Here is a 6284-nt window from a genome sequence, read left to right on the forward strand (position 1 = left end):
GTTCACGCCGACGAAGGAACTATGGCTGGCTCTTTTGGTCGTTCTGTACGTATTGCACAGAGCGACCAACCCAGCCAGCCATAATTCCGGAACGTCGCGCTACTTGTTGTGGAAGGTGGCCCCTTCGACGGTGACGTGCAGTTGCACGAGCCTCGAGTCCGAGTCCGAGTCGGGTCGCACCCGCGCGGCCTCGTCGATGCCGACCACCAGGAGCGCGCCGGCGGGCATCTCCACCGATTCCGCAGAGCCGGCAAAGGGCTGGCGGTCGCTGAGATCGCTGTACGGTCCTTTCGCCGCGAGCTGGTCCTTCCTCCCCACCTCGACCACGGCCCGCCCGGACAGGCACGCGAAAACCAGGTGGTAGCGCCGCCGACCGATCAACGATTCCGTCGCCAGATCGGCCGCGGAGCCGACCCGATAGGTCAACGAGTCGCCGATCGAGTGGGTGATTCCCTCTGGCAGCGTCGGTGCGAGGGCGATGGCCTCCAGCACTCGCTGCCACTTGCGATGAGCCCCCAGCACCTCCGCCGCGGTTTCCGCGTCCGCGAACAGCCTCATCGCGTCCCCTCCTCTGCCTCGAAGACGAAGGAGAACGAGAAAGGCTCGAACCGCACCCGGTAGGCGTCCAGCACCTCGGAGCCCCAGGAGTTGGAGCCAAGGCCCAGCACCTCGTGGTTCAGGTTGACGGTCACCGATCCGCTGGGTTCGAGCTCGTTGACATGCCGCGCCCGGTCGATCTGCGCGCAGGTGTACGGCCACGCCGAGAAGTGGAACGGCGGCTGGCCCTGGTCGCGGCCGACCCGCAGCCCCGCGCCATCCGCGGAACGGAACTCGACCCAGCGCACGTCGCCGCGGTTCGCGCAGTCCTGCGGCAGGATGTAGGGGGTGAACATGGCGTCCACGTCGCTCTGCCAGAGGCCCACCGACGTGGCGGCCACCGAGTCGGGATAGTTCTCCCCCGGGCCTCGGCCGTACCAGGCCACCCGGCGGAACTCATCCGACAGCGCCATGCTGAGCCCGATGCGGGGCACGAGGTCGCGGTAGTCGCCGTCGGGCTCGCCCGTCACCTGAAGCCGGGCTATGCCATCCTCGATCCGCCAGGTGAGGCTCACGTGCACGCCGAAACCAAGCACGGGCGGCGCGATCCGCTCCTCCACCTCGACGACGACCGCTTCCCCGTCCCTCCGCCACGAGACGGCCCGCACGGAGGTCTGCATGATCTCCAGGTGACGGGGATGCCAGAGGTCAGCCGCCTCTTGGTGATGGTTGTCGATCAGGGGTTTCCAGAAGCCGACCGTCGGCGCCGTCGAGATGAGCTCGCGCTCGCCGACGTGCCACGAGACGAGCGACCCGTCGACCAGATCGAACATCAGCCGACTGGCCCCCGTCTCGACCAACAGCCGGCCACCGGAGTCTTCCGCGGTCGTCCGCAGCCCGCGCGACGCAGCGACGGAACGAGGCCGCGACGCCACCAGGTGCTGAGCGACCCCCAGACGCCGGCCGTCGGGCGCCCAGTCGGGTCGCGCCACGCCGTGCACCTCAACCGTCAGCCAGGTCTCCCCCTCCGACGCGACGGACACCTCCACCGGCGCACGCCAACACCCGCCGGGCGGAACCGCACCCGGGCTGAGCACCAGACTCTCCACCGGCACGCCGTCGTGGCTGATCTCCATCCGCAGTTCGACGTCGCTCAGATCGGTGAACCAGCGGCGGTTGGTCACGACGATGACGCCGTCCTCGAAGCCCACCCGGACAGGGCACAGCACCGCTGCGTACTCGACCAAGCCGGGGCTGGGCTCGCCCCACGGAAACACCAGGCCGTCGATGCAGAAGTTGGCGTTGTTCGGGTAGTCGCCGTAGTCGCCGCCGTAGCGATGGAACTCTCTGCCGTGCTCGTCGTGGGCGAGCACTCCGTGGTCGATCCACTCCCAGAGGAAGTGGCCCTGGAGCGAGTCGAAGCGATCGAACACCGCCTGATACTCGGCGAGGCCTCCGGGCCCGTTTCCCATCGCGTGAGCGTACTCGCAGATGATCCGGGGCTTGGGACCGGGATACTCGCCGAAGTCGTACATCTGGGAGACCCGCGAGTACATGGTGGAGATCACGTCCACGTGTTCCGCGTCGCGATCCTCCTCGTAGTGCACGGGCCTGCTGGGGTCGAGTTCCTTTGCCCGCCGGTACATGGGGCCGACGTTGCAGCCGTAGCCCGACTCATTCCCCAGCGACCACATCACCACCGAGGCATGGTTGCGCTGGGCCAGCACGTGGCGCTCGATCCGGTCGACGAAGGCGGCTTCCCAGGCCGGGTCGTCGGTGATCCGGGAGAGGTCGCCGATGTTGGCGAAGCCATGCGTCTCCAGGTCGGTCTCGGCCAGCACCATCATCCCGATCTCATCGCACAGCTCGTAGAACCGCGGGTCATTCGGGTAGTGAGCGGTGCGCACCGCGTTGATGTTGTGGCGCTTCATCATCTCGAGGTCGCGGCGCATGGTGGCGACGTCGACGGCGCGGCCCCGCCGCTGGTCGTGGTCGTGCCGGTTGACCCCGTGCATCATGAAGTAGCTCCCGTTGAGGCGCAGCAGGCCGTCCTCGACGGTGACCTCGGCCAAGCCCAACCGATGCGGCACGTACTCGCTCACCCCGTCCGCCCCGCGCACCACGAAGGTCAGGTGATACAGCGCCGGATTCTCCGGGTTCCAGAACCGGGCATGCGGGATCACGGCGGTCGTGGTGCCTCCCGGCGGCACCTCTCCCTCTGCCACCATCGCTTCGCCGTCCTCGATCCGCCAGCGCACCGCGTCGGCGCCGTCCGCCCAGGCGGTGAGGGTGACCTCGGCGTCGTCGCCACGACGGTGCGTGCGCACGAAGAAGTCGGTCAGCCGCGCGGCGGGCCGCGTCACGACGTACAGGTCGCGGAAGATGCCGGAGGCCCACCACATGTCCTGGTCCTCCAGGTAAGTACCGTCCGAGTACTGCAGCACCGTGATCGCGAAGAGGTTCTCGCCCTCGCGCACCTGCTCGGTGATGTCGAACTCCGCCGACAGCCGCGACCCCTTCGTCATCCCGACGAACGATCCGTTGAGATGGATCTCCGCATAGCTCTCCACACCGTCCAGGCGCAGCAGCATCTGCTCGCCCGCCGCCGGCCGGCTCAGCGTCACCAGCCGCTGGTAGGCGCCGGTCGGAGTGTTCGCCGGAACGCGGGGTGGGTCGACCGGAAAGGGGTAGCCCTCGTCGGTGTAGTGGGGCGAGCCGTATCCGTCGAACTGCCAGAGATGAGGCACCCGCACCTCGTCCCACTCTTCCTGGAACAGCCGGGTGAAGGCCGCCGGTACGCGGGCCGGGTGATCGAACAGGCGAAACTGCCAAGTACCGCTCAGGCCGACGTACCCGCGCGACCGGCTGCGGTCGCCCGACCTCGCGAGTTCGGGAGTCTCATAGCCGAAGAAGTAGGCGCGCCCGGGCAGCCGATTGCGGCCGGTGAGCGCAGGATTCTCCCAGTCGAGCCGACCCAGTGAACCCGCCAGCTGGTGATGTCTCCCAGCGGAATCCCTTGGCTCTGCCATGACACGATGCTCCCTTGCCTCGAACCAACTACCCATGAAACCGGTTACATTCAGAGAATGTAGCGCACCTCCGGGGCGATTGGCCACGCCGACGTACGTGATTGCGCAACATGCCAAGATGGTCCCATGTCCAGCCGCGCTCGAGCCCACGGTTCCGTCACCATCGCGGACGTGGCTCGCGCCGCAGAGGTATCCCGGGCGACCGCCTCACGGGCGCTCAACGACTCCTCGCAGGTCACCGAACAGACCAAGCGGAAGGTGCGCGACGCCGCCCGCTCCGTCGGTTTCGTGATGAACGCGCGCGGCCGTCAGCTGGCCACGGGCCGGTCCGAGGCCATCGCGATCCTGGTCACCGAGCCGCTGGACGAGCTCTTCGTCGATCCCACCTATGCCACGGTGCTGCGCGGCATCAACGAAGGCCTGGCCCGCACCCCCACCCTCCCACTGCTGCTCCAGGCGTGGTCGCCGGAGGAGCGGCAACGGGCGCTGCAGCACTTCGAACGGCGTTCCGTCGACGCCGTGATCAACATCTCCCCCTACGTCGGGGGCGACCTCCTGGACGCCCTCGCCAACGGGCCGCTGCCGGTAACCTTGTGCGGCCAGCTGGAAGGCAACCCGTACGAGGGCGTGTTCTCCAGCGTCTGGGCCGACGATGTGGCCGGCAGCCGGCTCGCCGCAGAACACATGGTGGCGAGGAAGAGGCGCACGATAGCGATCATCAACGGTCCCCTGCAGAATCCGGCCGCCGCCGATCGGCTTCGCGGCTACCGGGAGGCGCTGGGCGAGCGCTACGACGAGGATCTCACCGTCTCCACGGGCTGGGACACCGCGTCGGGCATCGCGGCCATGCGCGAGCTGCTCGAACGCCGAGCGGACATCGACGGCGTGCTCGCCGCATCCGACCGTCTCGCCGTCGGCGCGATCACCGCCCTCGGCATCGCGGGCCGTCGGGTTCCCAGGGACGTCTCGGTGATCGGATTCGACGATCATGCACTCGCCGCGCAGGCCGATCCGCCACTCACCACAGTCCGTCAGCCCCTGATCGAGCAGGGGAAACTGGCTGCCGAACTCACCCTCGGCATGATCGCGGGCAAGCCGCCGAAGACCGTCGTGCTGCCCATGAGTTTGACCGAACGGGTCAGCGCCTGACCGCTGCGCCACGGCAGATCAGAGCATTCTCCTCACTGCTTCTCTCGGTCTCTATCCAAAGGAAGGTTAGGATAGTGAGACGGGCGTTCCGCCTGCCGTCTCGGGCGCTCGATGGACACGACGGCGAGACTCGGTGATTTCGGGGGCAAAATATGGCGCTCACTCAGGGAAGACGCCGGGCTGGCATCCGCCGCCCGCGCGTTGGGCCCAGTGACGAGATTCTGCTGCAGTCATGCCGCGAGGGAGACACCGAAGCCTTCACCGCTCTGTTCCGCCGCTACCACCACAGCGTGTTGCGGATCGCGGCCGGCACGAGCAGCACTTTCGATCCCGAGGATCTCGCAGCAGAGTCGTTCACCCGCATCTGGGCTGCGCTGCGCGACGGCAGCGGCCCCACCCAGGCCTTCCTCCCCTACGCCCGCACGGTCGTGCGCAACGTGGCGGCCACCTGGGCCGGCCGGTCTCAGGAGGTTCCCACCGAGCAGGACCAGCTGGAGTTCGAGTCTCAGCAGATCTACGTGCCCAACTCGTTCGAGGAGTCGCTCTCCGAGCACGAACTGGTTTCCAGCGCCTTCGCCACCCTGCCCGGACGCTGGCAGTCGGTCCTCTGGATGACCGAGGTCGAGGGCAAGCGCGCCGCCGACATCGCCGTCGAACTCGATCTGACTCCCAACGCCGCAGCCGCGCTGAGCAAGCGCGCCCGCGAGGCCCTGAGCCGCGCCTGGCTGCAAGAGCAGGTCGACACCAGAGCCAAAGAAGCCGAGTGCCGCTGGGTTCTGGGGCACGTGGGCGGCCACGTTCGCCGCTCCCTCAGCGCCCCGCAGAAGGATCGGGTCGAGACCCACCTCATGTCGTGCGCGGGATGCGAACGAGCAACCCGGCGCATCGCCCATATCGGATCGTCTCTGCGCCTGATCGCCCTGCTCGCGGGCGGCAGCATGAGCGGCGTGGCGGCGTGGGTGGCGGCAGGCACCGCTGCCCCGGCCACGGCCGCCGCGGCCACCCCCCAGGGAGGTTCGTCCGGGGGTACTTCCGGAGGCGCCTCCAGCGGTTCGGCGGGTGGCGCTGCGGCTGGGTCCGCCGCTGGTTCGGTCGCCGGCAACCTGGCAGCGCGCGTGGCCATGCAGGTGCTCCGTCCACTGCTGGGCGCCTCGACGGGGGCCACCGTCGCCGGCATCGCCGGAGTGGCCGCCGCTGCGGTGATCGTCGGCGCCGTCGTCGTGCCCAGACTGTCCGGCGGCCCCGCCGAAGCCAACTCCAACACCACCGCGACGGTGTCGTCGCAGATTCCCGGCACCTCGTCTCCCAGCACATCAGCAACCGCCGACCCCACTGACACCACCGACGAGGACCGTGAAGACACCACCACCGCGGAGTCCGAGGTCGAGGACGCGAGCGACCTGACTGCGGCCAACTTCGTGCCGACATCATGGACGCCGCCGATCACGCTCCCACCGTCTACGGGAACCGGATCGGGCGACGAAAGGCCGGATCCGCTGCCGCGCCCCACGCCCACCCCGTCGCCAGATCCGACGCCGACCACGGACCCCACACCGACGCCGACCACAG

The 6284-nt window shown here is 68.5% G+C and carries 4 protein-coding genes; 2 read left to right on the forward strand and 2 right to left on the reverse strand.

Features of this window, described 5'->3' with window-relative positions:
* Window positions 1-99: 99 nt before the first annotated feature.
* Together P0D62_RS00380 and P0D62_RS00385 are read right to left on the reverse strand one after the other, a co-directional pair.
* The gene (locus P0D62_RS00380) at window positions 100-558 is read right to left on the reverse strand and encodes a hypothetical protein (RefSeq protein WP_275700634.1); all 459 of its coding nucleotides are present in this window, start codon (window positions 556-558) and stop codon (window positions 100-102) included.
* A complete protein-coding gene (locus tag P0D62_RS00385) occupies window positions 555-3566 on the reverse strand; it encodes a glycoside hydrolase family 2 TIM barrel-domain containing protein (protein WP_275700635.1) in 3012 nt (1003 codons plus the stop codon). The genes P0D62_RS00380 and P0D62_RS00385 overlap by 4 nt, the downstream gene beginning before the upstream one ends.
* A 126-nt stretch (window positions 3567-3692) precedes the next feature.
* Between P0D62_RS00385 and P0D62_RS00390 the strand changes: the two genes are divergently transcribed.
* Both P0D62_RS00390 and P0D62_RS00395 read left to right on the forward strand, forming a co-directional pair.
* Window positions 3693-4715, forward strand: a complete 1023-nt coding sequence (locus tag P0D62_RS00390) for a LacI family DNA-binding transcriptional regulator (protein ID WP_275700636.1) — start codon at window positions 3693-3695, stop codon at window positions 4713-4715.
* A 290-nt stretch (window positions 4716-5005) separates the two neighbouring features.
* Window positions 5006-6284 (forward strand): sigma-70 family RNA polymerase sigma factor (locus P0D62_RS00395; protein ID WP_275700637.1); only part of this gene is annotated, 1279 nt, incomplete at its 3' end.

The sequence above is a fragment of the Tessaracoccus caeni genome (assembly GCF_029211185.1).
Taxonomy (GTDB): domain Bacteria; phylum Actinomycetota; class Actinomycetes; order Propionibacteriales; family Propionibacteriaceae; genus Arachnia; species Arachnia caeni.